This window comes from Photobacterium jeanii, from assembly GCF_001650345.1.
GTDB lineage: Bacteria > Pseudomonadota > Gammaproteobacteria > Enterobacterales > Vibrionaceae > Photobacterium > Photobacterium jeanii.
In genome coordinates this window covers 199,220-225,788 of sequence record NZ_LVHF01000029.1, presented here as the reverse complement: position 1 = coordinate 225,788, position 26,569 = coordinate 199,220, and the positions used below count along the sequence as shown (strand labels likewise).

The following is a 26,569-nucleotide window of genomic DNA, read 5'->3' as shown; positions in this document are numbered from 1 at the left end:
CCAGTGGATAAAAAAGCGTTTGGGGATGACTTTGGCGAATGTGCATAACCAATATCATTGGTTTTTTTGATGTGTTTCCAATCTTGGCGGGGAGTTGGGGAAGAGAGGAAAGAAAAAACGGTACACAATGCATGTGTACCGTAGAGATAAGATCAATATTTGCAAATTGATTGATGTAGACTCTCAAAAAAGTGATATCTATGTTCGGTAAGCTAATAAGAGTACGTATAGTGCTACTTTTAAGCTGTTCAAGTATTAGAACAGGTTTCTTAGCTGAACCTTACAAGATGCAAACCTGAGCAGCATCGCTATGTAATTTACAGTATTGTCGGTAAATACTGGGTAAACGGTGGTTATGGTATTTGAGCGATTCCTCATTTATATAAGTCAGGATCTACCATCGTTTATCACTCATTGCCCACCACTCATTGCCTAAATTAGCCTTCTAAGTGATTAACTAACGCCTTCATAAACCGCGCCGCTTCTCCGCCAGTACAAGCCCGATGATCGAAGGTCATTGATAGCGGTAACACATCGACTTCAGTCGCTTGTTGGATATTCGTTTGTTGGATACTGGCGTCTTGATTCAACCTAATTTTCTTAATGATCCTACCTGCGCCGACGATCGCCACTTGTGGCGGACTCACGACAGGCGTTGCGTAGATGCCAGCAATTGCGCCAAAGTTAGATAAGGTGATCGTACCGTGTTGTAACTGCTCACGGCCTATCTTGCGTGCTTTGATTCCGGCAACAGTATCGTCTACCCATTTACGGATGCCACTGGCATTGAATTCATCGGCATGACGTAACACGGGGACATACAAGCCATACTGGCTGTCTACGGCAATCCCGATGTTAACTCTGTCGTGAACACAGCGTGTCATGGTATCAGGATCGAACCACGCATTAAGGGCTGGCTCGTGTTGGCATGCGGCGACAATCGCTTGTACTAAGCGTGTCGTAATATCTTCGTTTGTACTCCAGCGGCTTAAAATAGCTTCCTCGGTAATTGTTACAGCGGCGATTTGTTGATGCGCTTTTGCCATGCTAGCCGCCATACTGCGACGAGCGCCTTTGAGCATTTCTGTACCAGGACGCTGTTTATCGCAAGCTTGATAGACATCGCCATCTAAAATTACGCCATCAGGGCCGCTGCCCTGAATATTGGCTAGGTTGATCCCCATTTTTTGCGCGAGCACCCGTGCTGAGGGGAGCGCTGTAATAAGTGGCTTATCAGTATTCGATTCGTTGCTGTGGTTGTCGCTGCCAATCCAGAATTCATCAATATTGATGTTGTGACTCTGCTGCGAAACATTACCAACTACGGTGGCTGCGTCGTTTTTATTGTTTTTGCTGCTGGTGGATTGAACTTCAGCATTAGATACACTTTGAGATGCCGTTACCTGCGGCATTGTCTTCAAGGTGGTTGTATTGAGGGACGCTGTATTTGACTCGCTGGTGGCGGTGACTTGTTCGTCTATTTCAACAAGTAGACTGCCAATATTGATGATATCGCCAGCTTGGCCGTGGCGACTCACTATAGTACCACTATAGGGGGCTGGTACATCGACGGTTGCTTTTGCTGTCTCCACCGTTAAGATGACCTGATCGATTGTGACAACGTCACCAATATTGACGTGCCATTCAATAATTTCCGATTCGGCTAAGCCTTCTCCCAAGTCTGGGAGCGTAAATGCTTTCATTTCCAACCCTCCATTAGCTCGCGGGCTGCTAATACAATGTCAGTGTCTTGGATCATGAAATAATCTTCGTTGCGGTAGTAAGGCATCACGGTATCCATGCCTGTCACTCGTTTCGGTGGTGCTTTTAGTAAGCACATCGCTTCTTCAGCGGTGCGGGCTAAGATTTCACCGCCAATGCCACCTGTTTTGCAGGCTTCATGTACAATCAGCAGTCGTCCTGTTTTTTCTAACGATGCAAAAATAGTTCGCATATCAAGTGGGTGAATAGAAGCAAGATCGATCACCTCCGCTTCAATGCCTTGTTTCGATAATTGTTCGGCAGCTTGCAGCGATTCCACTACACACGCGCCCCAAGTGACTAAGGTGATATCGCGCCCTTTACGCAGGGTGAAACAGGTATCTAGCGGTAGCGCTTTACCATTGTCTTCAACATTGGATTTCACGGTGCGATAGATGCGCTTAGGTTCGAAAAACATTACGGGATCATTACTGCGAATTGCTGCAAGTAACAGACCGTATGCCCGCTGTGGTGACGATGGGATCACCACTTTAAAACCGGGAATGTGGCTAAACAGGGCTTCGACGCTTTCAGAATGGTGCTCAGGGGCGTGAATACCACCACCAAACGGAGCACGAAACACTGCAGGGCAGGTAAGGCGACCGCGGGTACGGTTTCGCATACGAGCGGCATGACACATCAAATGTTCTAATCCCGGGAAGACAAACCCCTGAAATTGAAATTCTGCCACAGGGCGTAACCCTTGGGTTGCCATCCCGACGGAAACACCGGCAATCAATGCTTCAGCTAGCGGTGAATCAATAACGCGTTTGCAGCCAAATTTGTCTTTAAGCCCGACGGTGGCGCGAAAAACCCCACCGTTATCACCAACATCTTCACCCAACACCACAACGCTAGGATCTTGCGCCATTTCATGGTGGAGCGCTAAATTGACCGCTTCAAGTAATGTCATCTCAGCCATGTTTCGCTCCTTGCATACGCATTGCTTTGTTGATGATGGCGTCACGTTGCTGGTGCAAATCGTCATTCAAAGACTCATAGAGATAATCAAAAGCTGACTCAGGGGCTTGCGGGATCAAAGCAAGGTAATGCTCAACCGCTTGCTCAACGGTTTGTTTACAGTGCTCAAGCCAAGCTTGTTCTTGTGCTTCATCCCAAAGATTTTGTTTTTCAAGAAAGGTTTTAAGGCGTGAGATTGGCTCGTATTGCCATGCCTGTTGTAGTTCATCTTCACTGCGGTAACGGCTGGCATCATCAGCCGTCGTATGGTCACTTAAGCGGTAACTTACCGCTTCAATCAAGGTGGCGCCTTTACCGACATAAGCATGTTCAAGGGCAGTGTGAATTGCATCAAACATCGCGACAATGTCGTTGCCATCGACGGTCATTCCTTCAATGCCTGCGCCTTTGGCCTTATCGGCTAAGAATTCAGCGCCACATTGGATTTCTCGGGGAACAGATATTGCCCACTGATTGTTATTGATCACAAACACTAACGGTAGGTTCCAGCTACCAGCGCAATTTATGGACTCTAAGAAATCGCCTTTGGAGGTGGCACCATCACCACAGGTGACCAGCGCCGCTTTATGATTGCCTTCTATTTTCAGTGCTGCTGCTACGCCCACAGCGTGGGTACATTGGGTGGCAATAGGCACGCAGAAAGGTAGATCGCGACAATTTTGATTAGCAGGCATGTCTTGTGGTGAAAAATCACTACCGCGCTCATCACCTCCCCAATATTGCAGGTTTTTCTCCATCGCAATGCCTCGTGCCCACATGGCAGGCATGTCACGATAGTAAGGAATGAAAACGTCATCGCGATGCAGTGCGCGACCCACAGCGATACCTATGGCTTCAGCACCAAGGTGAGAAGGGTAGGTACCGAGTTTCCCTGTACGTTGAAGGGCAACGGCTTTGTTGTCGTAGACACGGGTGAGTACCATGTCTTGGTAAAATTGCACCAGTTGCTCTGTTGTGAGCCAAGCTGGCAGTGGAGAAACGAGCGTACCAGTATGATCAATAAACCGGTGCATTGGCATTGCTTGAACACTCATATCAAGCTCCTTGTCTGGTAGTCAATTCAACTACAAATCAGGGCATGTTTATCCAGTTGTTCTCACCTAGCCGTTTTCCTACTGTTCAAGCGTCAATCTCATTGAACCATATTGAACGCCTGATATCTTTCGTTGAGCCATTAAGCAGAGTAAGCGTCTGATTAATAGGGTTCTTTCCTTGGTCACTATCGATCTTAAAAGGGTCGATTAGCATGACTGATAGCTTGTTCTGTGCCAAATAATGTAGAGAGAACAAGGTATTGTTTGCTCCATCAAACTCAGAGAGAAGTGAGGATAAACGCAATAAGTTAAGTGTAACCAAGATGTTAAATTTCGCTTGAGATACTGAGGAATAAATCAGTAAAGTAATCAATACAGAATGAAATGCTAATTTATTGCGTCGTGCTGGTTTTAAACTAGTCGATTATTTGGTGGAGATTAAATATACAATTTGTGGCATTATCGCCAGTAAAACAGCAACAAAAGGAAGCATGATGGAATTGTTAGCGATTGCAAAGCGTGAAAAGTCACGGGCACCAATGGAAGAGATGCAACACGCGAAAGTGACAACCGCTGAAGGTGTGGTAGGTGATTTTCGTGGCAAGCCGGGTAAGCGCCAAGTTACCGTACTTAGTTTAGATTCATGGCAAGATGCTTGTCAGCAAGTAGACACAGATCTGCCGTGGACACTGCGCCGTGCCAATTTGCTGGTACGTGGTGTGCGTTTTTCTGAGCAAAATGTCGGTGATGTGATCCAAATTGGTGATTTAAAATTAGAAATTACGCGTGAGACAGATCCATGTCCTCGCATGGATGAACAACACCAAGGCTTAACACAAGCATTACGTTCAGAATGGCGTGGCGGAGTGTGTTGTCGCGTGATTGAAGACGGTGAGATCAAAGTTGGTGATGCTGTGGCTTTGCTGTCGTAACCCCTAAATGTCTCAGTCATAAGAATAACAGCGCATCCGAATTTCGGGGCGCTGTTTTCGATCATACTTACTTAACGTGCTGGCTAATGTGTCGTTAACCTTGTTTTGCCCTTAAGCCAAAGCATGTAAGCGAATGGGGTATAAAGTGCCGGGTTTTGTCTGATCGAGTGGTGGCTAATATGAAGTACCTGTTGTTAGTGTTAGTCATGATGCTGACCGCGTGTAGTGCTCAGCAAGATAATGACCAAACGATGGATGTCAGTCAGTACGTAGAACAAACTTGCTATAACACCTCTACTCAAGCTTTGTCGGCGTCATTCGATGAATACATTGATGATCGTAAAGACGAGCTGAACGCTATTCGTTCTGAGCTGACGGATGAAAATTTTCAGCAATTAAATTTCGCTCTTAATCACTTTTCTACCTACTGGAGCAAGCTAGAAGTTGAACGAAATCAAGCTTGTGAACAGTTTGCTGCTTGCCGCTATATCGCATCTAACGCCAGTGATCTTTCCCAAGTGCAACCATCGCCTTATTGCGATGCGCCTCGCTTTGAATACAATGTCAGCCGCGTTAAAATGGTGACCTTTCTCAATGATGTTGCCAGCTTAGAGCTACAGCGCACACCAGAATAATCCCTGTCTGCGATGACTTCTTGATCATGACACTTTTCTTAACAGCTTGATTTTAAAGTTGTGTTTGCTTATACATATAGTTAAAGCAATGTAACCTTGTGGTTGTTATATTGTGTTGTGATTAGTGTCGTTGCTAAATTCATGGTTTTGCCATTTAAGTGACGGATTGATTATTTACTATCAAATTAATTTTTAACGAAATATAGGAGGTTCTATGGCTATTTGCCGTAAAATCAGTAAGGAACGTTTAGCACTGAAATTGTCCCTTGTAGGTACTGTTCTACTTTCTGCAATGGGTATTGGCTATGGATTGTATGTCGGATCCAACGCTATTCTTCTCGACGGCATGTTTTCACTTTTAAGTATGGGGATGACGGGGCTTAGCCTTTATACCGCTTACTTAGTCACTAAGCCTGATGATAGGCAATTCCAGTTCGGCTACGCGCATATCGAGCCTTTGATCAATGTCGTCAATGGCTTGCTTATCTTAATAACCTGTCTTTTGGCATTTATCGGTGGTGTGCAATCCATTGTCGAGGGCGGACACGATATTGTGCTTGAGCATGCGCTAGTGTATGCCGTTATTTCAACGGTGTGCTGCTTTGGAATTTATTTTACTGAAACCCATATCGCCAAAAGCACGGAATCAGAACTGGTGAAAGTCGACTCTCAAGAGTGGATGATCGACGGTATCTTGAGTGCGGCATTGCTTGTGGGCTTTTTGGTTGTGATGGCACTCGATTCGATGGGGTATTCTCGTTGGAATAGCTATGTAGACCCGATTTTAGTCTCTGCGTTAGCCATTGCAGCATCGGTATTGCCGATTCGAGTATTGAGCCGAAACCTAAGGGAGGTGCTGTTAGTTGCCCCTGAAGGTAAAGTGCAAGAGCGGGTTGATGGGGTGATCGCCTCTGTTTCTAAGCAATATGAATTTGACCACTATACCCACCATTTAGCGAAGACGGGTCGTCAGTACGATTTGGAAATTAACATTTTGGTCGATAAAAGTTCTCGCTGGACGCCCCAACGCCAAGATGCCATTCGTCAGGTTATTTGGGAACAATTGAAAGATGAGTTAGGAGATACTTGGCTTTCAGTTTGTTTTACAACTCAAGCTCGTTGGTTGTAGTAAGGTGAATTCTCAAAACGTATAAACTCTAACTGATTGAACTTAAAGTCAATAATGCAGAATTTTGCATTGTTGACTTTTTGTCATTAGATTTTCTAATTTTGGGTTTGCGATTTATTCATTCGTCGCGCAAGTTATTGCAAGGCAAAATACGCACGTTACGAAAAGGCAATCAGTGTGCTACTCGTTGTTAAACTGTATTACACATTCTTAGATCTCAATTATCTGAGTCACCGCTTTTTCATAATTGATAGAGATAACGTTAGATGCGTACTGGTGTTGAGCTATCCTATAGATATTGCTGTTAATGTCATATCTAAGTGAGATTGCATGCGCAGGCTGTATCTAGCATGATGGGTGTAAGCTCTGTAGCGTATTCTTTGTCACAAAATTATAACCTTGTGATGAAAGAAAAGCCGATTTGCGTTATCTTATTTCGTGTCTAAAAATTGCTTCTGGTCAGAGTCATTTTTTAGACCTACTAAGTGGTTGAAAACTATTGGTTAAGAGCTAATAGGATTCATGTGTAACCTTATAAGGTCAGTTTATGGAAGTTTTATTGGTACTTGCATTCATCGTCGGTGGTATCTTTGTTATTACTCGCGAAAAGAAATGCACCAAGAATGTTGATTATTCGCACGACGCATTTTAATTATTCCTTTGCGAAAATCTTCAGATAAAGCCTTGCTTGAGAAATCAAGTAAGGCTTTGTTGTTTAGGGCTTTTGTAAAATAAATTTGGTTACTACTTTAATGCGTAACTGTTTCGATTTCGATTGGGTGAGATAGACTCTGACAAGTGCTTCGTCATTCGATTGAGACTTATCCTCAAATTAGTTCGAAGTGTTTCTTCATACTTCACTTGAATGCTAGTTATTGCTCGCATAATTATTTCAACTTATAAAATAATCAATCAGGACGTGATCCAAGTCGTATAGATATTCACATTTCTGCTTGTTAATCCTTCAATTTCTCAATATCTTGATGACACTGTTTGGATGTGTGCTGTTGCACATGGGGTGTGTTGTTTGATTTCTAATTACCTACTTAGCTATGTCTGTATTTAACCACTCGCCAACCAAGTTGAAAGTTAGTGAGTTGTTTACTTCAATGAATGTCCGTAACTGGTTATCCAGTTTTGTCATTTTAATTTTGTGTGGATTACTTGCTACTTTTTGCAGTGGTTACGTATCAAAGCTTTATCTTCGCCATACCATAAATAGTGATGCTGAAGCGATGCTTGGTATCTATAGCAAGCAAATTGAAACTTATGAGCGAAAACTGGCTGAATTTTCCAATCTTTTTCTTTATGACTGTGGCCCTTTAGATCAGTATCAGCTCGAGAACCTTGCATACAAGGACTACTTTATTCGCCGTTTATCCTTAAAAACGCGTACTGGTAAAACTTGTACAAGTTTCGCTGGAGCCAATGGTGAACGAACGTTGTCGCCGCTATTGCCTTTCTTAACACCAAATACGTCATTATGGGTAACCAACTCTGCAGGGAATGATCAAAGCTTGTTAGTTGTTCAGCGTGAAGATGAACGTGGTGCTTTGTTTGTGCATATGGAGCCTTTAATCACGGATTCGCTGCGAAATAATTACTGTCGTGAGTGTGTACTGACCGCGATTTCTGCGGACAGCAATCCGACGGTTGCGTTTTGGCGTGGTGATGCGGCTTTGTTTTCTCAGCTTCTACTCTTTAAGTATGAAGTGGATAAAGGCTTAAACATTCGTGTTTATGTCAGTGATAAGTTATTGCAAAAGTACCGTTTGCAGATTTTACCTGTGCTCTTTTTTGTTGGGGTAGCACTGGGCTTGGTGATGATAGTCGCTATTAGGTTGTCAGAATTCCGGAAACTATCGCTTCATACACTGGTAGAGCGAGGGATCCAAAATCGTGAGTTTATTCCCTATTACCAACCTATTGTTGATGTTTCGAGTAATAGTCTTTACGGCTGTGAAATGTTGGCAAGGTGGAAGCGAAGAGGGCAGGGGCTAATTTCACCGATGGAGTTTATCCCTTATGTCGAAAAGAGTGGCCAGATTTTACCAATTACCGACCAGTTAATAGAAAAAACAGTAGCGGAGATAGGCAAGCTAAACTGGGGAGAAACGCAGCAGGTCATTAGCGTAAATGTAGTGCCAGATCAGCTTGAGCAGTTAGAGACACTAGAAAGTTCATTGAAGTTGATCCACCAATCTAGGTTACAGCCTTCACAAATTGCGTTTGAAGTGACAGAGCGTAAACGCTTCACCAACCTAGCTATGGCTTCGCAGGTGATAGAAATGCTTCGTTGCCAAGGAATTGATGTGAAGTTGGATGACGCCGGTACGGGTTATGGCGGGTTTAGCTATATTCAACAATTGAACATACGTAGTTTGAAGATAGACAAAATGTTCGTTGAAACCATAGGGACAACAGACTTAAAACTGTCGTTACTGGATTCGATCATTGCTTTTGGGCGTAAAGCTAACATGGAAATGATTGCAGAAGGGGTAGAGACGCAGGAGCAATCTCAGTACCTCGCTGAGCATGGTGTTACGCTTCAACAAGGGTTTTACTTCGGTCGTCCGATGCCGTTTCGTGATTTTGCGTATTACTGTAAAAGCATCGTCTCTCGTAAGCCGTTAACTGAACGTTTTCAAATCCCTGAAGCGGTACTCTACGATAGGTAATGTCGGTAGGAAAGATACTAATTGCAGAAAATAGCGATGGAAAACAAACAAGCCACTTTGATTAAAGTGGCTTGTTTCGTTGGATATGGTAACGAGTGAGACAGAATATTAAGCGTGCTTGGCTTTCCACTCTTGCTGTAAACGGTAGATAGTTGCTTGGGTATTCTTCCAACGTTCAGTACGAATCAAATCGCTGTATTCACCACAAGGGCGTTTTAATAGTGTCTCAAGCAGCGGTACTTGCGTTTGCGGTAAGCCATCCAGCGCTTCTACTGCACCTTCACGGTTATTACATAGCATTACCATGTCGCAACCGGCTTGCTGGGCAGCGATAGCGCGTTCACTGTAATTACCCAGCACATCAGCTCCCTTCATGTTGAGGTCGTCTGAGAATACAACACCTTTGAATTGTAAATCTTGGCGAAGCACTTGTTTAAGCCAGTAATCAGAGCCGCTGGCTGGTTGAGGATCGTAAGCATCGAAGATCACGTGTGCTGGCATCATGGCATCAAGTAATTGGTTATCAATCAACTGTTTAAATACTGTCATATCATGGTGTTTGATATTATCACGAGGATCGACCGGTGTTTCGAGGTGAGAGTCGGCAATGACGCCACCATGACCAGGGAAGTGCTTACCTGTAGCTGCCATTCCAGCTTCTTTCATACCAGTAATAAACTGTGAAGCGTAAGTGAAGACTTGTTGTGGATCATCAGAAAACGCACGATCTCCAATCGCTTTACAATCAAAGCCTAAATCCAGTACTGGGGCTAGGCTGAGATCGATGTCCATCGCAAGCAACTCTGCTGCCATCAACCAACCGCCTTGTAGCGCCAGCTCTAGCCCATTGTTTTGTTCTGCAAAAGCTTTAGCTGGTGGTAACAGGGTAAATTCATCACGAAAACGTTGAACGCGGCCACCTTCTTGATCAACGGCGATCAAAAGTGGTCGTTTGGCAGTTTGACGAATGTCTTTCACTAGAGCACGAAGCTGGGCACGATCGTGGTAGTTGCGAGCGAAGAAGATAATCCCGCCAACAGTCGGGTGTTGAATAATTTCACGTTCTTCTGCATCAAGCTCGTAGCCTGATACATCAAGCATTAATGGACCCATGGTCACTCCGCTAAAATACTGTTTTTGATGCGATAACTTAACATAGCACAGTTTATCAAACTCGTTGTTAACCGAAAACGTTATGCGACTGGAATCAATTTACGACTATCGTTCTGCTTACATTGTTTTTATATGGAAACAGTAAGTTTATTAATTAACAGGCAGGGAATTTAATACGTAGTCAAACCAGCTTTCAATTGTCTTGTTTATCCTGCATTAAGTGACTAAGATCTCAATTTTATGAGATATGGTGATTGGGTTTTTCATTTTGTGTGATCTGTATAGATGCAGTAAGTGAATAGGTTAATTAGACTGTTTCCTTAATGGTTACTAAGGTTGAAACACGATGTCTGTATTAATTGCTATTGCTATCACAACAGGAATTCTGTCTGGCGTATGGGGCTGGGTAGCCACAACTTTAGGTTTGCTGAGCTGGGCGGGATTTCTTGGATGCACTACCTATTTTGCATCTCCAAAAGATGGAGTTAAAGGTTTAGCGTTAAGTATGGCGACTAACCTGAGTGGTGTATTTTGGGCGATGGTGATCATCAAGTTTTCAGATATGATCAACCTAGAAATCATGGGCTACGTGATTACAGCTGTTGTAGCATTCGTGATGTGTGCTCAGGCAAAGCTAAATTGGCTGAGCTTTATTCCAGGCACTTTTATTGGTTCATGTGCAACGTTTGCTGCAAATGGTGATTGGGCTCTGGTTATACCGTCACTATTGGTCGGTGTATTATTTGGTTACTGTATGAAGTCGTCAGGCATTTGGTTACGAGAAAAGCTAACGCCTTCTGATACCTTACCAGTGACTAACCCTGCTGCCGAGTAATGCCGCGCAGATACTAAAAATCCCCTTACAAGGGTTTACTTGTAAGGGGATTTATTCTTATAAAGCCTAAATCAATTAAGAGCAATTTCTTCACCGACCATTTTGAACATTATGGTTGGATAGCACTTGTGATTTCTACAACTATTAAGCTTGTCGATAGAATGTGATGATTCATCGAGCAGGCTACATACTTATCAGTCCCCCCAAGATAAGTACGAACAACCTGCTAAGACAAAGGAATCTTAAAAGGTTTCTGACAGTGCTGCTTTTTCGAGTATCGGTGCTGTTTTAACTTGGTTGAAGTTTGGCACTGTAGCACGACCCAACATGGATAGAGTAACTAACCAAGTTGCGTAAGGAATTTTAGCTTCGCCGTCACGCCAGCGTTTAATCATACGACCAGCATTGCCACGTGAGGCTGAGGAGCCAAGCATGTAGGCGATATCGGTTTCAGATAAACCCAACAGCGATTTTAGTGCGTCGAGTGCTTCGTTGATCTCTTCTTGAGATGGGTGCTGCCAACCAATTAACGGTGATTTTTGGTTCTGAGGAGCGTCGTGGTTATCAGCAAGCCATTGTAAAAATGTTGGTGTGGATTTCATAAATCTAAAGTCAGTTGTTAGTTTATCCATAGCATCTTCGCTTCTTGTAATTTTCATGATTAGGCTATGACTACCTCTTATTGAGTAGTTTATAGCGTTAATACTGTCCGCACTAAACTATCAATAAAAATAATAGTTAGATGTGAAAATATCATTATTTTATGCTTACGCCATTCTGTATTTGAACGGTGTATTATTTGTGTGTGATTCTATACTGATATATGTGTGTTTAGCAATATTTTACTGATGGCTTTTTGACGATCAAAGCTCAAATTGGAATCATTTAACGATAATTCTATGTTTTATATATACTTGCAATCCATAAAGGATGTTTCATATAAGGTGCTAAAGTATATGTGTCGCATTTTATATGCGCAACAATAAGCAAAAGCTAAATTATATTCGTTGATTGAAAACAATTTATCGCAATTGAGCATCAAGATTCCATCCGTGTGTAAATGTTTAACTATACTTAGTGCAAATAGTCTAATAAAAAAAAAGTCATTGATGCTGTGTAATTTTGGGTTCAAATGTATTTTATAACTAAATAAGTAGAAATAGAAAATGTTGTTTTATTGTAAGGCCTGCTTATTTGAACAGTATTCGAATCGCTAATAGGTTTGCTAGAAGTATTTTCCAGAAAATATGTTTTCTTTTCATTAACTTGGTTGGTTTTATAAAAAAAGGGGGAGGTGTTTAAAACTTATTAAAAGAGATAAAGGCACGGTAAATGATTGTATGATTTTTGTTCTGCTATGAATGGCATCAACCCGGAGGGTTGTCCTTTAGGGATGAGGTGGGTGAGCTATAGTTATACTGATTGATAGTGATAGATGACTCAATAATGGGTCATTTGTTGAGTTTGAAAGGAGGTGCTCATGGTACTTTCAGAATGCAAACATCTCTACCAACAACATGGCATAGTTGAAGCAAGGGTTGTACATGACTTTCTCAGTGCGGGATGGAGTGTGACTTTTATTGATGGGCAAGGAAATTCGAATCCACTCACAGATACCTATGGCATCCCATGTAGCTACGATTCATTACAACAAGTAGAAGATGTTGTTCACCAAGTTGGTAATTGTCCGATTGCCATCGATTCTTTGTTTCGTTTTGCTGAGCGCTAATACAACAAAGCCCAACTTTGGTTGGGCTTTGATTTCTGTAAGCTAATTGTCGTCTGGTTTGCTAGGGTGTTAGCTTTTGGAATTTGCTTCAGCTAGTACGTTAGTCTTACCACTTTCTATCGCGCTAATTTCTGCATCGAGCTCGGCAATTTTGTCTGCCATTAGCTGGTGACAATGCTCAGCAAGTTCACGCGCTTGAGTAATATCGTAACCAGAGACATCAATCGGCTTTAACATTTCAGCGATAACAACACTATTATCACGACGGTTTAGATCGATCTTATTGTGGGTTGTGCTCACACAGACTGGAACGATAGGAACACCAGCTTCGATGGCCATACGAAAAGCACCTGTTTTAAAGGGCAGCAGACCGCGTCCTTTGCTTCGTGTTCCTTCCGGATAAATCCATACTGAAAGGTTACGTTGGTGAATCGCTTCAACCACTTGCTTGATGGTGTTACGTGCCTTGGATTTATTCTCACGGTCGATCAATATGTTACCAGTGATCCAGTACAACTGACCAAAAAATGGAATCCAAACTAAGCTTTTTTTACCAATAGACACTGTGCGAGGTTGCAGCATGCCTGGCGCCGTCACAAAATCTAATACGCTTTGGTGGTTAGATATGTAGATACTTTTACCCAGCCCTTTTGCATTCTCAAGACCACGTTGATCAAGTTTAACACCGACAAGTTTATGGAGTTGGTTGAACCAGCGGCAGAAAAAGCGAACATGCTTAGGGTCACGGGGACTGAATAAACAGTACACCAAGGCAAATAGACTGGTAAAAACGATAAAAATGACCGCAAGTACGATGCGGATAAAACTAAGCACATTAACTCCTTCACTGAAAGCGTTTCTCGAATACAGAATGCGGATAACGTATAAATTCAACTTTACTCTACCGATTTTAGAGTAATAGTTCTGGATTTAATTCACAGAATAGTAACAAATTCAGCGGTTTGATCCAGCTGATAACTGTTAATCCTGCAGTAGCCAAATTCAAGAGGTTTGTCAGTTTAACCTCTTTTCTATTTTGCGCAACATACCAAGTGCCTCGCACTTGTGCTCACCTGATTTTTACTTTGACCTCTGTTGGGTGATTAAGTGCCCGACGAAGAAATATAAGTTATTGAGTTATAAGTCAGCATAACTTATGGAGATGCTTAACTTCTCTTTATACTTGTTTGATCATGACTTGCATTTTTTCTGTGAAGTGAATTCAATTGATGAATAAGTAACTAAAAAAGAGTTGGATCTATTCAGTGTTCAAATGTAAAAATGCTTCTCGATTCAATGTTAAATGTCAATTCACATTATCCTTGTTTACCGAATTGATTCGGGTTCTTAAATGCAATAATGATGGTAAGAGACTGATTTTGTATGTTGAATCTCTTCTGTTGTGTGGAGTTTGAGGCTTGCGTCTGCAAAGCCTCTTTTTTTTTATCGCCAATTTGTCTTCCTAAATGACACTGTTCTGAAATTGTATCCATCTGTGTATTTTCTTTGTTTGTCACGAATAATCATCCATAATCAGCTTTATCTGTGTCGTTTAAGACAGTAAAAATACGATATAGGCACAGAGTGACTACTATTGCTGGGGAGCTAAGGTACGCGTGCCTAACAAATTGTTTTTTATTGGTCTTTCGACTGTATTGCTACTAAGCGGTTGTTCCTCGACGCCTTCGTCAGTTGCACCTGTTTCAGCAGTGACACCTTCATCTAAACCATCCCATATAGCGAAAAAGCCGACGCCACAGGTAAACTTTGTCAATGTTTACCAAGAGTGGAAAGGGACGCCTTACCGCTTGGGCGGAACAACAAAGCGTGGAATCGATTGTTCTGCCTTTGTTCAAGTCGGCTACGCGGATGTGTATCAAACCATGTTGCCTCGCACTACCTCTGAATTAGCGAAAGTAGGGCAGTGGGTATCTAGGAATAAGGCTCGTTACGGTGATTTAGTGTTTTTTAAAACGGGCTACCGTACCCGTCACGTTGGTATTTACATCGGCAATGATGAGTTTTTGCATGCCTCAACGTCGCAAGGCGTGATTGTATCGCGACTTGATAATCCATACTGGCGTCGCACTTTTTGGCAAATACGAAGAATGCCAACAGCTCGCTAGTCTTTCCTAGCTACAGCGAAGGCACTAGTAAGAAAAGGTGACGAGTTTATTCTTGTACCAACTGGTTAACTGTTTATTCAACACCCATACTTAGCCTGTACAACAATGGTTAACCAAGATTGTTGGAGGTGTTTATGGCTATGGCGATTAAAGTGGGCCAGTTTCTTTGCGCCAATCACATTGATTTCAGCTTAACGCATCATCGGCATACTGATACATCATTCAGTTCTGCGATATCGGCACACATTCCACCGGCTAATATGACCAAAGCGGTGCTGCTAAAAACAGTGGCAGATGAATACTTGTTAGCAGTAGTGCCTTCAAACCGACGAGTGATGGTTGAGAAAGTAAGTATGTTAACGGGAAAAGATTATCACATGGTGAGTGAGTATGAATTGTCGCAGGTCTTTCAAGATTGCGAGCCTGGGGCGATTCCATCATTGGGTGGGGCATACTCTGTGCCTATGATAGTGGATGATGCTTTGCTTGAACGAGATGATTGGTTCATAGAAGCAGGAGATCACGAAAGCTTAATTCATCTTGATAAGAAGCAGTTCACGAAAGTACTGAGACATTGTCAGCATCATAATATCAGCAGTTACAACATGCCTATTTAGCTGTAAATATGATACGAAAAAGGTAGAGCTCAAATAGCTCTACCTTTCATCGTTGTGATAGGGGATGAGTTTTAACGCAGATTAAACGTCGTCAAAACCGCCAAAGTCGTCCCCACCAAAGCTATCATCCCCAAAACCACCACCAAACAAGCTGTCATCGCTGTTGTTTGCTAGGGTATCTTGCTCAAAGCCTGCATCGCCGAAACCTGAATCACCAAATCCAGCGTCACCAAAACCTGTATCGGTAGAGTCACTAAAGCCTGCGTCGCCAAAACCACCAGTGCTCTCGGTGTGATCTGAAGCGAAGTTGTTAGCTGAGTCATCGAGGAAGCTGCCAGTATCTTCTGAGGTTGCCGCCATAGAATCAGCAGCTGCTGGGCTATCATCATTGTTAAATAGCGCGTTGCTGATCATGTTACCTGCCACCATACCCACAGCGACAGATGCAGCCGTTTGCATGAAGCTACCAAAGGCACTTGGTTGGTGCGCTGGTTGTGGCGGCTGAGGAGCTGGACGATTTCCGCCCATCATTTTGCTGAACGTACCACGGTTCGCTTCTGATTTATGATGCTCGACACACTTCTCTAGGTATTCGTTTTTTTGCTTCATCTCTTTTAGTGCCATTTCTTGCACTAAAACAGCTTGTGTTAGTTTGTAGATTGCATCTTGTTGAGAGCCAATTTCATTATTGATCAAATCAGCTGCATCTTGATCTTTCGTTTTTTCAGGGCTTTGTTTTAGTTTGCTAGCAACGTTCTGAATTAGCTCTTTTTCTTGAGGGGTCATGGTTACTCTCTCACTGTTTGCCAAGCGCTCGGAAATCGGCGCTTTGCTTGTTGTTATGTTATTACCATCAATGCTCTGAACACATAATTAATAGTATTCATATTACTTGGTCAACAGATACTTATCCTTTGCGTTAAAACAGATGTTTCTATCTGTTAACTGGCGTAACACTTGGCTTGAATAGCTGAAATAATCACCATATGAGGGGGAGGAACAACTTTTTCTTCGTTGGCTGAAAGGGGACAGGGTATAGCTGTGTGATCAGATGTAGCAATGGATGAAGCAGAATAGGAAAAACAGGCTAAAAGCCTGCTTCTCCGCGAGGTACAAACTCAGTTTTAGAAACTAGGCGGTAAACTATTGCTTCACACCTTCAACGTGAAGCTCAAGATCAGCATAGCTAGAGTCACCCATTACTGGAATCTCGAAATCAGCGAGCTCAATGCGTGTTGTACCAACAAAACCAGCTCGGTAGCCGCCCCAAGGGTCGTCACCTGCACCGACAAACTGAGCATCAATAGTGAGGGGCTTAGTTTGACCATGAAGGGTTAGGTTGCCTTGAATTTCAAGATTGCCATTGCCTTTATCGACAACCTTGGTACTGGTGAAATTGGCTTTACCAAACTTTTTCACATCAAGGAAATCGTTACTACGGATGTGCTTATCGCGTTCAGCATGGTTTGAATCCAAACTGGTGGTGTCGATATTCACGTTTACTTTAGAGGCGGCAACATTGTCTGGGTCGTAGCTAAAGTTACCATCGAAAGTGTTGAAGCGACCTTTTATCCAGCTATAGCCCAAGTGTTGGATTTTCCAGTTAATAGAGGCGTGCGCACCTTGGGTATCGATAACATAATCTGCTGCCGTTGCTAGATTCGGGGTTAAGGCTGCACCTAATAGGCTCAGGGCAATTAATGACTTTTTCATGACTTTGTCGCTCCTAACATTTTTCTTAAGGTATTGTCTTTATTAATGAAGTGGTGCTTAAGTGCTGCAAGTGCGTGCAGTATAGATAAACCAATCAAGCCAAAGGCAAGGTAGTAGTGCACTTCACCAGCAATGTCTGATTGGTTTGGAAATAACTCTCCTAATGCAGGGATCGCAAACCAGTCAAAAATTTCAATCGCACGTCCGTCAGCGGTAGAAATTAAATAGCCTGAAATGAACAAGCCAAATAACATGAGGTAAATGACCCCGTGCGCGAATTTTGCTCCGACCTTCTCCCACTGCGCACCTTCAATAGGAGGGTGATTGGCAAAGCTTTTCCATAGCAGGCGAAAAAGGGTTAATGCAGCTAAGCATAGACCAATGGATTTATGCCAGTGGGGCGCTGGCTTGTACCATTGAGAGTAATAATTGAGATCAACCATCCATAGCCCAAGAGCAAAAAGCCCAATAACGGTGAGTGCGGTAACCCAGTGGATAGTGATTGAAACGGGATCATAGCTGGTGGCTTTGCGTTTCATCGAGTTCGTCCTTTCAAATTCTTTTAGTGTGTACCTTGTTTAATTGCTGGTCACTTTGTTGACCTTGCTTGGTACGCCTGACCTTTGATTTCATTGTAGGTTGAATTTGAATAGTGACCAGATGGTGGGCTTGAACGACTCGCTCAAAAAATTCGAATGAACCTTATAGGTTTTTTATTATTTTTAAATTCATCGCGTTAGTTCTAAGGCTGGCATGACATTGGCGTAAAACAATAAAAGCCCTCAAGGTTGAGGGCTCAATAAACAGTATGATTTGGGTAAATCAGGTGGGGAAGCGTTTAATGCCAACATTAATCGCTAACAAGCCAAACGGCGCTTAGCGCAGAATGTTATTGTCGTGGCGCCAATCCATGATGGTCCAATCTTTCATTTGTGCATGCATCGCTAGCGTTGGATCGGGATTGACAGCGAAGGGTTTATCGACTGCGTTTAACAAGGGTAAATCATTCACCGAATCACTGTAGCCGTAACAGCCTCGGTAGTGAGTTTCGCTATCTGCAATCCATGCTTTCATACGGGTCACCTTTCCTTGTTGGTAACTGAGAATACCTTTGGTGTTGCCTGTGTAGATGTTGTTTAGCATTTCGAGTTCGATGGCAATGGCATCGTCGACACCTAGCATATTGGCGATTGGCTTCACTAAGTGCTCAGAGGTTGCAGAGGCGATTACCACGGTATCTCCTCGCTTTTTATGCCATTGAATACGTTCAAGCCCATCTTGATATAGTGCTGGTTTTATCTTTTGCTCAATAAATTGTTCAACTAGCGTTGCAATGCTCGCTTTGTCTTTTCCTTTTAGTGGCTCTAGGGTTGCTTGCATATAGGTGTGCATATCCATGTCACCTTTGGCATAAGCCACCATCATCTCTTGTTCTTCTGTCAGTAAGTTTGGTCTAGCGAGTTGTTGCTCAACAAGAAACGCTGCCCACAAACTTGCGGAGTCTGCCGCAATTAGCGTTTCATCTAAATCAAAAATAGCTAAATAAGGCTGATGATGTTGTACGTTATTCACTGACACTAAAGTTATTCCATCAATATTACTGTTCTAAATGATTGCATTCAGCCTAGACACGGAATGTGACGATTCTTTTTCAAGAATGTGTATTTTTGATGGTAAGACATGCTGGATTTTGGTCTTGGTGTGCTAAAGTTCTGATATGTAAGGTGTTGCACTAAATTTTGTAGCGCTATTGCGCTTTTAGTCAATAAATTGTTTAATGCGCGCCGTTATCGGTATTTTTTTGACGCAAGTTATATAATCTTAGACTTGTATGTGTAAGTATCTCGACCATAGATATTATAAATATCCTGTGCTGGAGTTTTAACCGTCGTTATGTTGTTAGGTGAGATTGTTAGTGAATAAAATTCTTCGCACAGTTGACGATTTAGAATGCCATTTACGTGGCACTGCGAGTGATGGTTATAGCTTTGTTTATAAAGACAAAGTTATAAAAAGCGCGTTTCAGCCAATCATAACGCATGATGGACAGGTCTTTGGTTATGAAGCATTAATGCGTGTTTATGATCTTGATGGTTCTCGCTTTCAAACCGAGCCATTTTTCACCGCTAATGACTTGCCAATCAACGATAAAATCAATATTGATCGCCTTGCTCGTGTGATCCATCTTCGCAATTTTGCATGTTTTTTTGACGCTGGTGCTTTGTTTTTGAACATGAGTCCAGATGCGCTGATTGATAACTTTAATAACAAAAGTGGCCCTAAACTCTTGTTTCCGCGTGTTAAATCTTTGGGACTAGATTGCAATAATATTTATTTTGAATTGCTTGAACACCATTGCGAGGCCAAAGACGATCTGTTTACCGTCATTAAGCAAATGCGTGACAAAGGTGTAAAGCTTGCGCTTGATGATTACGGCAGTCAGGCTTCATCGGAGTCTCGTGCTAAAAGTGTATTGCCTGACATCATTAAGATGGATAAATCGTTGTTGCAGGAGTACATCGCTGGGGACACTAAACGGCTAACGGATGCTATGGCATTGGCTAAATCCATTGGCGCAAGGGTGTTATTGGAAGGTGTCGAAGATCAGCTAGCATATATTACAGCGATAGAGTTAGGCGCTGATTACTTGCAAGGCTACTATTTCGGACGCCCGAAGTTACTTAATGAATTTCGCCAGCCTCTTTCGACAGCGATATCTAGCTAATAGCAATTAACATCAGTTTTTAAACAGAATACAGAAACGCCACCAAAGCATAAGTTTAGGTGGCGTTTTACTTTTTATCTCGACGATATGGTTAATGGGCGATCCCGCCTTGGGTGAGTTTAGCTGGGTCGAGTAAAGCAGTGAGCTCTTCACGGCTTAGCTCAGTTTCTTCCGCCGCAACGTCAATGATAGCTCTTTGCTCCTTATAAGCTTTTTTGGCGATTTCTGCAGCTTTTAGGTAACCGATAACAGGGTTAAGCGCAGTCACTAAAATAGGGTTGCGAGCCAGCGCTTGTTGTAGGTTATCTTCACGTACCGTAAAGCTGGCAATCGCTTTGTTAGCAAGTAACGCTGAAGCATTCGCAAGTAACTCAACACTTTGGATCACGTTATACGCAATCACAGGTAGCATAACGTTGAGCTGGAAGTTACCAGATTGACCAGCCACAGTGATGGTGGTGTCGTTGCCTATCACTTGCGCAGCGACCATAGCGGCTGCTTCTGGGATCACTGGGTTCACTTTACCTGGCATGATAGATGAACCTGGTTGCAGCGCTTCAAGTTCAATTTCACCCAGCCCAGCGAGTGGACCTGAGTTCATCCAGCGAAGATCATTGGCGATCTTCATGATGGCAACCGCTGTGGTTTTTAGCTGACCAGATAGGGAGACAATGGCATCTTGGCTACTGAGGTTATAGAAGAAGTTATCACTGGTTGTGAAAGGGATTTCAGTTGAGATCGAAAGGTTATTGGCAAAAGTCGCGGCAAATTGAGGATCCGCGTTGATCCCTGTGCCCACTGCGGTACCGCCTTGAGCGAGTGCGCAGGTGTTTTCTAGCGCATGTTCAATTCCCTGTTTGGCTTTCTCGACTTGCGTTTTCCAGCCTTGTAATTCCTGAGCCAACGAAACTGGCATCGCATCCATGAGGTGAGTACGCCCAGTTTTGATCACATATTCTACTTGAGCACTTTTCTCGTCTAATATCGCCATTAAATGGGTAAGGGCGGGCGCTAATTGGTGGTGGTAGCTCAGTGCTGCACTGACTTGAATGGCAGTAGGGATAACATCGTTACTACTTTGGCCCATATTTACATGATCATTCGGGCTCACGGCACGACCAAGTTGCTGACTGGCTAGCGTGGCGATCACTTCATTGGCATTCATGTTGGAACTGGTGCCCGAGCCCGTTTGGAATACATCGATAGGGAATTGATCGTGGTGCTGTTTATCAATGATCAGCTGGCAGCTATCGATAATGGCATGGGCGATATCGCCATCAAGCAAGTTGAGCTCAAGATTACTGCGAGCTGCGGCTTGTTTTACATACGCTAGCGCTTGAATGAATTGTGTTGGCATTGGGATGCCACTGATTGGAAAGTTATCAATGGCGCGTTGAGTTTGTGCTTGGTAGAGCGCATCTTTGGGTACATGAACATCACCCATGCTGTCTTTTTCAATTCGGTATTCGGTTGTCATTGTTATTCCTTAAAAGCCCGAGCTATGTTGGACTTGTCGTATTTCACGTTGTAGTCGTTGGAATCGGCGGCGGCCATCTTCTGAATTGCCGTAAAACTTTTTCAGCGCGAGGAGGGGACAGTGTAGGTAGTCCCAACATACTCGACGGAAAATGCGAGAATGCCCTCTATGGTTAATGGCTTGGAGTAGATTGAAGAACACACGCCTTAGAAAGAGTTCTTGTAATAGTGGGTTTGGCATTTGGGTTCCCGATTGATAACAGCCAGCGAGTGTTAAGCCAGATTGAATAAAATCGACAATCACATCAGGTTCAAATCCCGGCACGATGTGCGGGTTGAGAAAGCGGTCTTCAGCGGAGAAGAAAGCTTGGTAACAGCTGGCTGCTTGTTTCATACCAAATCCAAATCATTAAATTGAAGTGATAATTATTATCATTTGAGGTGTGCGAGCGCAAGCGGAAATAGCACAGCATGAAGAAATGCTGTGCTTGTGAGTAATTTTAGGATGTTGGCGTTAACTTGCTCGTTTTTCTGATATCGAACAGCCAAGTTAGAGGTGAGGGCTATAAGTGTATTGATACCCTCAAAAGGCTAATTCTGTTCTCTTGGTTGGATTTGCCAGTTCTTTCGTTGAGCTAAAGCGAAGAATTGTGCTTGCTCTTGTCTTACTTGCTGCTCTAGCCATTCAATAAAGGTACGAGTGACTCGGCTGTTATTTTGGCAGACATAAGCGTATCGCCAAGGCCCTTCTATGATGGTCGCGGGCTGAGGCAACTGTAAGAAGCCTTTCTCTAGTTCATCGACCACCAATAATAAATCAGTCATTGCAATGCCTTGACCGGCCATGCATGAGGTTAATGCCATGTCTAAGGTGTCAAAGGTGAGTCCATTATCTTGGTGGGTGAAGTTGATGCCGGAATAAGCGAGCCAATTACGCCAGTCTGATCTGTCTTTAGTAGGGTGCAATAGTGGAAAACATAAGGCTTCTTCAAGCGGTAATGGCGTTTTATCTGCAGATATGAGTGCTGAATAAACAGGCGCTAGCATCTCAAACCGAAGAAAGGTTGAAGGTCTTGGATCTTGTGGCTTTTGTTCGTAGTTATAGATGGCAATATCGTATTCATCACTGTTCAGGCTAACCTCATCGCTGGTATTGCCAATAATCGATGACAGCACGATATCGATATCGGGTTGCTGTTCTTTAAAGGAATGCAAGCGAGGGATCAGCCAGCGAACCGCTAAGCTCATAGCAACGTTTAATCGTAATGTGTTGTCATCTTGGTTTTTTAGCTGGTCTAGATGACCATTTAATTCACTAAATTGGCGTGTCAGTAATTCAGATAACGATTTACCTTCATCTGTTAAACTTAATGCTCTATGTTCCCTTATAAATAAAGTAATTCCGAGTTGTTCTTCTAGCTGTTTTATCTGGCGACTAACCGCGCTTTGGGTCACATTGAGTTCATCTGCGGTGAGGGTAAAGCTCAAATGACGGGCCGCGGTTTCAAATACGCGTAATCCATTAAGTGAAGACGGCAGCATTGCGTGTCGTTTTTTCATTTGAGTCACCTTTCGCATGAGTTTTATGAATGCAAGAGTGCCGAAAACTCGTTTGAAAATCAATCGATATCCCACTACTTTTGGAGTGTGTGAAAGATCACATTTTTCTTTCAAGCTAAGCCAAATTAAGCGGCAGTTTATAGGTAAGTCATACTCTGTTGAATCCTCTTCTTCGCTATAACTGCTTTTTGCTTAGCTATTTAATCTGAGCGCATGCTCAAGCATTAGCTGAATTGTTCAGCATTCCATTGATAGATTTTTTGTATTTAGATTTTGTAGGTAGGCAAATAACGAATGAAGAAACTGGTTAGCCTGGCATTTCCTTTGATCATCTCGCAATTGATAGCGCAATTGCTGATGTTCACTGATGTCTGGATGATGGCGAAACTCAACATCATGGCCATTGCTGGCGGTGGTTTGGGGGCTTCTATTTATTCTTTTATTTTCATCATTGCTGGTAGCACAGTGGGCTGTGTCGCCAACTTGATCGCTATTGCTTATGGCAAGCAGGCTCGCCAACCAGAAAAAGCAGACAATGAGGTTCGTATATCGCTAAAAGGCGGTATTTTGTTAGCGGTGATCTTAACTTTGGCGCTTCAACCGCTGTTTTACAGTGTTGAAACATGGCTTCAAAAAGCAGACCAAGATCCGCAAGCTGTGGTACTGGCAATGGAATATTTCCATGCTCTGAAGTGGTCTATGTTGCCAACATTGTTCTTATTGGTATTGCGTAGCCTAGTGAGTGCCTTTGGTGATACCCGTTCGGTGATGGTGATGTCGCTGGCGACGGTGGCATTGAATGTGCCGATCAGTTACTTGTTTGCTTTCCACATGGATATGGGGATCGCAGGTTTAGGCTACGGAACATCACTGGCGGCACTACTTATTATGATTGGCTACGGCGTGTGGGTATTCACTCAACCTAAATATGCGAAGTATTTGCCTTTCAATCGCTTTAATGAATATCGCCTAAGTGCGATGACACCATTGTTGGCAATTGGTGTGCCAATCATGATTGCTACCTTACTTGAGCATGCGTTGTTCTCAGGGGCGGCTTTATTGGCGGGTACGCTAGGGGCGGTGTCGTTAGCGCTTAATCAGATTGCAATGCAGTGCTTAAACTTTTCGTGGAATATTGCCTTTGGCTTTTCGCAAGCGGTATCGATTTTGGTTAGCCAGCATGTCGGCAGTAATGAGCCTAAGTTAGTACGCCATTATGCGAAACAAGGGTTAGTGGTTGTAACCGCGACCAGTGCTGTGATTGGTATTCTGTTGAGCATTTACCCAGAGTTTCTAACGCAAGTCTTTACGGTTGAAGGAGATGCTTTAGCATCTGAGCTAGTTAAAGCCTTACCGGGTGTAATGATCATGGTGGCGCTGTGCTTTGTGGTTGATGCATGGCAACTTGCGGCAATCAGTATTCTGCGTGGCATGAAGGTGGTGATAGTCCCGACTATTTCAACTGTGGTTGGTTATTGGGTCGTAGGTTTGCCTGCAGCGTGGTTCTTAATGCACAAAATGGGGCTGGAAGGTATTTGGGGCGGTATAGGTTTAGGTCTCGCTGCGACAGGTATTATGCTGATTACTATCCTCTATAAGAGTGTTCAGGACTTTGAGCGTAAGGTGGCAGCCAACGAAGGTGATGCCAATACTGACGAGCAGATGGAGCTAGCGGTGTAGCTTTTGTCTGGAAAAGTCGCATAGAAGTAAACAAGCCCTCATGATGTGAGGGCTTGTTTGTCTTTGCGTATCAGTGAAATGTTTAGATGTACACGCTAACCAGTAGCGTCGCAGCCGAGAGTCCAATGAGGACAAGCAATAGTGGCATGACGAACTTGAGCCATTTATCGAAGGTCACATTCACCATCGCCAACGAGGCAAGTACCAAACCTGTAGGGGTGATAAACGCCATTAAGCCCATACCGAATTGGTAAGCGCTGACGATATTGTCGCGTGGTACGCCCACAACATCAGCCAGTGGTGCCATGATAGGCATAGAGAGTACCGCTAAGCCAGATGATGACGGTACGAAGAAAGAAATCCCTGCGAACAAGAACATCATCACAACAATGAAGAATCCTTTGTCCATGCCATCAACCATAGCGGCACTGGTGTGAAGGATAGAATCACTGATCATACCGTTATCCATTAGAACGGTAACACCACGAGCGATCGCGATGATCAAGGCAACGCCTAGAAGATCATTAGCACCTTGGATGAACTCCCGAACAAACTGTTTCTCAGGAATACGATCAACAATCGCAATGATGATTGACGATACGAAGAACAGTGTCGTCATCTCTTCAAACCACCAGCCAAGTGACGATACGCCATACACCATAATAAAGAAGGTAGAAGCGAACAGTGCCAAGATAAGCGAGTGATGCTTTTTGAGTTTGGTATTGTCTTCACCAGAAGTCATGTTGCCAAGGAAGCGCTCTTCAATCTCTTTTTTCTGGCTGTAGATCAGAGATTGCGTTGGATCGGCCTTCACTTTTTTTGCATAGCGGATGATGTACAGCATGCAAGCAATAGTACCGATGATAAGTAGCGCAAGGCGTGAGTTCAGACCTAGCGTCCAGTTAATGCCTGCGGCGTTAGAAGCAATGATGGTTGAGAATGGGTTAACGGTAGAACACATAGTACCGATTGAAGAACCCAAGTAGATAGCAGCAAGTGCAACAATGGCGTCGTAACCAGCGGCAATGAAAATGGGTACGAGAATAGGGTAGAAGGCGATGGTTTCTTCTGCCATCCCAAAGCTAGTACCGCCCAATGCAATCAAAGCAGTAACAATAACAATTAACCAGGTTTCTTTCCCTGTCATTGCATGTGACAGTCGGTTGATACCGGCACTGAACGCCCCCGAGTGGTTAACGATACCAATGAAGCCGCCAATAACGAGCACAAAGAACACTACGTCAATCGACTGATACATCCCCTGAATAGGTGCTTTGAACAGATCCATTACACCTTGCGGATTCGACTCAACTTGGGTGTAAGAGTTTGGAATACCGACGGGTTTGTAAATATCGCCATTAACAAACTTTTCTAAGTCAGCTTTAATGCCGACACTGTCTAAGCTTTCTTGGGTTGCAGGAAGGCTATTGGTTGAACCGTCAGCATAGGTAATGACAAATTCATTCCCTTGGTATGCCAGCTTGTTATACACCCCGGCATCTACAAACCAAGTAAGTAGGGCAACCAGTGCCGCTACAGCAAATAACACAGTGTAAGCGGAAGGAAAGCTAAGCTTTTTCTTTCCTGGCTTTTGTATCGCAGCATCACTCATACGTTAACAACTCCATGTTGGGTGATTGATTAGGTAAAATTTAACTACTTCATTAGAACTTTGTTTTGTTGCTGGTAATTTGCGTTTAATTTAATACCAATCAGAAGTTGAAAAGTGGCGGTTTGTCTCAAATTTATACAAAAATATAGAGCTTTTTTCTGGCATTTAAACATAGATCAAACACCATAATTTGTAGCACTTAATTGCTGCTTTTTTATCGCTATCTTGCTCAC

The 26,569-nt window shown here is 43.3% G+C and carries 25 protein-coding genes; 10 read left to right on the top strand and 15 right to left on the bottom strand.

The window, feature by feature from the left end:
- Positions 1–437: 437 nt before the first annotated feature.
- Genes A3K86_RS15840 through pdhA form a run of 3 tightly spaced genes read right to left on the bottom strand, consistent with a single transcriptional unit; the run spans position 438 to position 3,776 of the window.
- On the bottom strand, positions 438–1,703 hold the full coding sequence (locus A3K86_RS15840) for a dihydrolipoamide acetyltransferase family protein (RefSeq protein WP_068333232.1): 1,266 nt from the start codon (positions 1,701–1,703) through the stop codon (positions 438–440).
- On the bottom strand, positions 1,700–2,683 hold the full coding sequence (locus A3K86_RS15835; protein WP_068333228.1) for an alpha-ketoacid dehydrogenase subunit beta: 984 nt from the start codon (positions 2,681–2,683) through the stop codon (positions 1,700–1,702). Before A3K86_RS15835 ends, A3K86_RS15840 begins: the two co-directional genes overlap by 4 nt.
- A complete protein-coding gene (pdhA, locus tag A3K86_RS15830) occupies positions 2,676–3,776 on the bottom strand; it encodes a pyruvate dehydrogenase (acetyl-transferring) E1 component subunit alpha (protein ID WP_068333224.1) in 1,101 nt (366 codons plus the stop codon). Before pdhA ends, A3K86_RS15835 begins: the two co-directional genes overlap by 8 nt.
- A gap of 491 nt (positions 3,777–4,267) precedes the next feature.
- On the opposite strand from pdhA, the gene A3K86_RS15825 reads away from it, so the two are divergent.
- The 4 genes from A3K86_RS15825 to A3K86_RS15810 all read left to right on the top strand — a co-directional run bounded on the left by A3K86_RS15825 (position 4,268) and on the right by A3K86_RS15810 (position 9,150).
- Positions 4,268–4,708: an MOSC domain-containing protein gene (locus A3K86_RS15825; RefSeq protein WP_068333952.1), complete on the top strand. Its 441-nt coding sequence runs from the start codon at positions 4,268–4,270 to the stop codon at positions 4,706–4,708.
- 179 nt (positions 4,709–4,887) lie between these two features.
- The gene (locus tag A3K86_RS15820) at positions 4,888–5,343 is read left to right on the top strand and encodes a hypothetical protein (protein WP_084406642.1); all 456 of its coding nucleotides are present in this window, start codon (positions 4,888–4,890) and stop codon (positions 5,341–5,343) included.
- A 214-nt stretch (positions 5,344–5,557) separates the two neighbouring features.
- Complete coding sequence (locus tag A3K86_RS15815) at positions 5,558–6,472, top strand: cation diffusion facilitator family transporter (protein ID WP_068333221.1); 915 nt, start codon at positions 5,558–5,560, stop codon at positions 6,470–6,472.
- Positions 6,473–7,524: 1,052 nt separating this feature from the next.
- Positions 7,525–9,150 (top strand): EAL domain-containing protein, encoded by a 1,626-nt coding sequence (locus A3K86_RS15810; protein ID WP_232322013.1) that lies wholly within the window; start codon positions 7,525–7,527, stop codon positions 9,148–9,150.
- Between the two features lie 108 nt (positions 9,151–9,258).
- On the opposite strand, the gene nagZ is transcribed toward A3K86_RS15810, so the two are convergent.
- Positions 9,259–10,263, bottom strand: a complete 1,005-nt coding sequence (gene nagZ, locus A3K86_RS15805; RefSeq protein WP_068333218.1) for a beta-N-acetylhexosaminidase — start codon at positions 10,261–10,263, stop codon at positions 9,259–9,261.
- Between the two features lie 346 nt (positions 10,264–10,609).
- On the opposite strand from nagZ, the gene A3K86_RS15800 reads away from it, so the two are divergent.
- Positions 10,610–11,098 (top strand): DUF1097 domain-containing protein, encoded by a 489-nt coding sequence (locus tag A3K86_RS15800; protein ID WP_068333215.1) that lies wholly within the window; start codon positions 10,610–10,612, stop codon positions 11,096–11,098.
- A gap of 242 nt (positions 11,099–11,340) precedes the next feature.
- On the opposite strand, the gene A3K86_RS15795 is transcribed toward A3K86_RS15800, so the two are convergent.
- Entirely contained in the window at positions 11,341–11,730 is a 390-nt protein-coding gene (locus A3K86_RS15795; protein WP_146145603.1) for a hypothetical protein, read from the bottom strand.
- Between the two features lie 848 nt (positions 11,731–12,578).
- On the opposite strand from A3K86_RS15795, the gene A3K86_RS15790 reads away from it, so the two are divergent.
- Positions 12,579–12,827 carry a hypothetical protein gene (locus A3K86_RS15790; protein ID WP_068333208.1) on the top strand — a complete coding sequence of 83 codons (249 nt, stop codon included), beginning with the start codon at positions 12,579–12,581 and terminating at the stop codon, positions 12,825–12,827.
- Between the two features lie 69 nt (positions 12,828–12,896).
- Here A3K86_RS15790 and A3K86_RS15785 read toward each other — a convergent pair whose 3' ends face one another.
- Positions 12,897–13,661 carry a 1-acylglycerol-3-phosphate O-acyltransferase gene (locus A3K86_RS15785; RefSeq protein WP_068333205.1) on the bottom strand — a complete coding sequence of 255 codons (765 nt, stop codon included), beginning with the start codon at positions 13,659–13,661 and terminating at the stop codon, positions 12,897–12,899.
- Between the two features lie 482 nt (positions 13,662–14,143).
- The gene (locus A3K86_RS15780; protein WP_068333201.1) at positions 14,144–14,344 is read right to left on the bottom strand and encodes a hypothetical protein; all 201 of its coding nucleotides are present in this window, start codon (positions 14,342–14,344) and stop codon (positions 14,144–14,146) included.
- A 99-nt stretch (positions 14,345–14,443) separates the two neighbouring features.
- Between A3K86_RS15780 and A3K86_RS15775 the strand changes: the two genes are divergently transcribed.
- Together A3K86_RS15775 and A3K86_RS15770 are read left to right on the top strand one after the other, a co-directional pair.
- A complete protein-coding gene (locus tag A3K86_RS15775; RefSeq protein WP_068333198.1) occupies positions 14,444–14,953 on the top strand; it encodes an NlpC/P60 family protein in 510 nt (169 codons plus the stop codon).
- A 134-nt stretch (positions 14,954–15,087) separates the two neighbouring features.
- Complete coding sequence (locus A3K86_RS15770; protein WP_068333195.1) at positions 15,088–15,570, top strand: YbaK/EbsC family protein; 483 nt, start codon at positions 15,088–15,090, stop codon at positions 15,568–15,570.
- An 81-nt stretch (positions 15,571–15,651) separates the two neighbouring features.
- On the opposite strand, the gene A3K86_RS15765 is transcribed toward A3K86_RS15770, so the two are convergent.
- From A3K86_RS15765 to A3K86_RS15750, 4 genes are all read right to left on the bottom strand, one after another.
- The gene (locus A3K86_RS15765) at positions 15,652–16,356 is read right to left on the bottom strand and encodes a DUF2076 domain-containing protein (RefSeq protein WP_068333190.1); all 705 of its coding nucleotides are present in this window, start codon (positions 16,354–16,356) and stop codon (positions 15,652–15,654) included.
- 357 nt (positions 16,357–16,713) lie between these two features.
- A complete protein-coding gene (locus tag A3K86_RS15760; protein WP_068333188.1) occupies positions 16,714–17,283 on the bottom strand; it encodes a YceI family protein in 570 nt (189 codons plus the stop codon).
- Complete coding sequence (locus A3K86_RS15755; protein ID WP_068333185.1) at positions 17,280–17,822, bottom strand: cytochrome b; 543 nt, start codon at positions 17,820–17,822, stop codon at positions 17,280–17,282. Before A3K86_RS15755 ends, A3K86_RS15760 begins: the two co-directional genes overlap by 4 nt.
- Positions 17,823–18,159: 337 nt before the next feature.
- Positions 18,160–18,861, bottom strand: coding sequence for an HAD family hydrolase (locus tag A3K86_RS15750; protein ID WP_068333182.1), 702 nt, complete (start codon positions 18,859–18,861; stop codon positions 18,160–18,162).
- Between the two features lie 337 nt (positions 18,862–19,198).
- On the opposite strand from A3K86_RS15750, the gene A3K86_RS15745 reads away from it, so the two are divergent.
- Positions 19,199–20,008 carry an EAL domain-containing protein gene (locus A3K86_RS15745; RefSeq protein WP_068333179.1) on the top strand — a complete coding sequence of 270 codons (810 nt, stop codon included), beginning with the start codon at positions 19,199–19,201 and terminating at the stop codon, positions 20,006–20,008.
- A 91-nt stretch (positions 20,009–20,099) separates the two neighbouring features.
- Here the strand turns inward: A3K86_RS15745 and A3K86_RS15740 are convergent, their stop codons facing one another.
- The 3 genes from A3K86_RS15740 to A3K86_RS15730 all read right to left on the bottom strand — a co-directional run bounded on the left by A3K86_RS15740 (position 20,100) and on the right by A3K86_RS15730 (position 23,044).
- A complete protein-coding gene (locus A3K86_RS15740) occupies positions 20,100–21,485 on the bottom strand; it encodes a class II fumarate hydratase (RefSeq protein WP_068333176.1) in 1,386 nt (461 codons plus the stop codon).
- 9 nt (positions 21,486–21,494) lie between these two features.
- Positions 21,495–21,878 (bottom strand): hypothetical protein, encoded by a 384-nt coding sequence (locus A3K86_RS15735; RefSeq protein WP_068333173.1) that lies wholly within the window; start codon positions 21,876–21,878, stop codon positions 21,495–21,497.
- 197 nt (positions 21,879–22,075) lie between these two features.
- On the bottom strand, positions 22,076–23,044 hold the full coding sequence (locus A3K86_RS15730; RefSeq protein WP_068333170.1) for a LysR family transcriptional regulator: 969 nt from the start codon (positions 23,042–23,044) through the stop codon (positions 22,076–22,078).
- Between the two features lie 294 nt (positions 23,045–23,338).
- Here A3K86_RS15730 and A3K86_RS15725 point away from each other — a divergent pair, with 294 nt between their 5' ends.
- Complete coding sequence (locus A3K86_RS15725; protein WP_068333167.1) at positions 23,339–24,724, top strand: MATE family efflux transporter; 1,386 nt, start codon at positions 23,339–23,341, stop codon at positions 24,722–24,724.
- 82 nt (positions 24,725–24,806) lie between these two features.
- On the opposite strand, the gene A3K86_RS15720 is transcribed toward A3K86_RS15725, so the two are convergent.
- Entirely contained in the window at positions 24,807–26,336 is a 1,530-nt protein-coding gene (locus A3K86_RS15720) for a YfcC family protein (RefSeq protein WP_068333164.1), read from the bottom strand.
- Positions 26,337–26,569: the final 233 nt, after the last annotated feature.